At 39.1% G+C, this 1298-nt stretch carries 2 protein-coding genes; both read left to right on the forward strand.

Features of this window, described 5'->3' with window-relative positions; translation table 11 throughout:
* Nucleotides 1–400: 400 nt before the first annotated feature.
* Complete coding sequence (locus tag F6K37_RS42920; RefSeq protein ID WP_193374721.1) at nt 401–583, forward strand: hypothetical protein; 183 nt, start codon at nt 401–403, stop codon at nt 581–583.
* Between the two features lie 193 nt (nt 584–776).
* A complete protein-coding gene (locus F6K37_RS42925) occupies nt 777–1163 on the forward strand; it encodes an SET domain-containing protein-lysine N-methyltransferase (RefSeq protein ID WP_008190148.1) in 387 nt (128 codons plus the stop codon).
* The last annotated feature ends 135 nt before the right edge of the window (nt 1164–1298 follow it).

Raw genomic sequence — 1298 nt, forward strand, 5'->3', positions numbered from 1 at the left:
TCAATTCTTACCCCACAAAGGCGTTTGAACTCCTGGTTAGTTAAATCTTTAACTTTTTGATAGGTCATTATTTTCCCTTATACTGACCCATTTATATCTTTTTTATTGGACTTTTGCAAGAGGTCTATTGTAGCGATTGGGATCAAGCGCCACTTTAGCTGGAGCAGATAATATGGTGGCGGTCGCTACCTAAGGCCCGCGAAGAATACGAGTGGTTAGCCACCTTGTCTTGATGCAAAGCGCGAGTGGTTTGAATTTACCGTAAGACAGTTGAGCCTTAATCAATAAGTTTTACCCCTTTTCTGCATAGCCTACCAACCATAAAGGCTCAACTGTCTAAGGTTTTGTCTCCGGGGGAAACCCCCGCGTGAAGGCGCTGCATCGCTTTTGGAGTTGCCAAATGGGATACCGTCTCACGACACGACGCTCGCGAGTGTTTGCCCTGATTGACCCAGAACAGTTTCATGACTTTTTATTGCGCTGGATAGAGTATCTTACGGATCAATTAGATATCAAGCTGATTTACATCGATGGGAAAACCTCTCGTGGCTCTTACGACCGTCAAAGTAAGCTCAAAGCCTGACCTAGTGTGAGTGCTTGGAGAATAGAATGAAAAATGCTGTAAAGTAAATTTTCATGAATAGTAAGTATTAAAAAAAATATTGCCATGCTGTGCTGTATGGTACTATTTTAAGTAGATTTCATAGTATAATAATAAAATGGTAAAAGCATTATTTTCATGCCTACTTTGTTAAACTTATCGAAGTACTATATCAATGATTGAAGTTAAATTTTTTGATAAAAAAGAACGAGGAATTGTATCAACAAAACTGATTACCAAAGACACATTGATTGAGGCTGCCCCAGTGGGATCATTTCCTGCCGAACAATGGTCAATTATCAATAAAACTGAAGTGTTTAAGTACTGCTTCGTAATCCCTGCAGAATATGAAAAAAAACAAAATGTGGGCGGTTATATTGCCTTTGGTCTTTCATCCCTATGTAATCATTCGGAAACCCCCAATGCTTATATCAATTGGGTTAAAGATGAGATTGGTCTATGGGCACATTTAATCGCATCGAAAGATATTCAGCCAGGGGAGGAAGTTTTGCTTTTATATACCAACATTGATCAATATTCTTTAGCTAATAAATTTATTTGAGTTATTGTTTAGAGGATATCTGAAAAGTTTTTTGATACTGAATTTTGCCCCCCTAGCCCCCCAATTCTGGGGGGAACAAGAATCCATTTGTTGGTAAAAGTCCCCCAAAATTGGGGGATTTAGGGGGCTTGAATG

The organism is Moorena sp. SIO4E2 (assembly GCF_010671945.1).
Taxonomy (GTDB): Bacteria; Cyanobacteriota; Cyanobacteriia; order Cyanobacteriales; family Coleofasciculaceae; genus Moorena; species Moorena producens.

Coding starts and splice junctions, on each gene's coding strand:
- F6K37_RS42920 (WP_193374721.1), top strand. CDS start 401: ATGGGATACCGTCTCACGACACGACGCTCGCGAGTGTTTGCCCTGATT.
- F6K37_RS42925 (WP_008190148.1), top strand. CDS start 777: ATGATTGAAGTTAAATTTTTTGATAAAAAAGAACGAGGAATTGTATCA.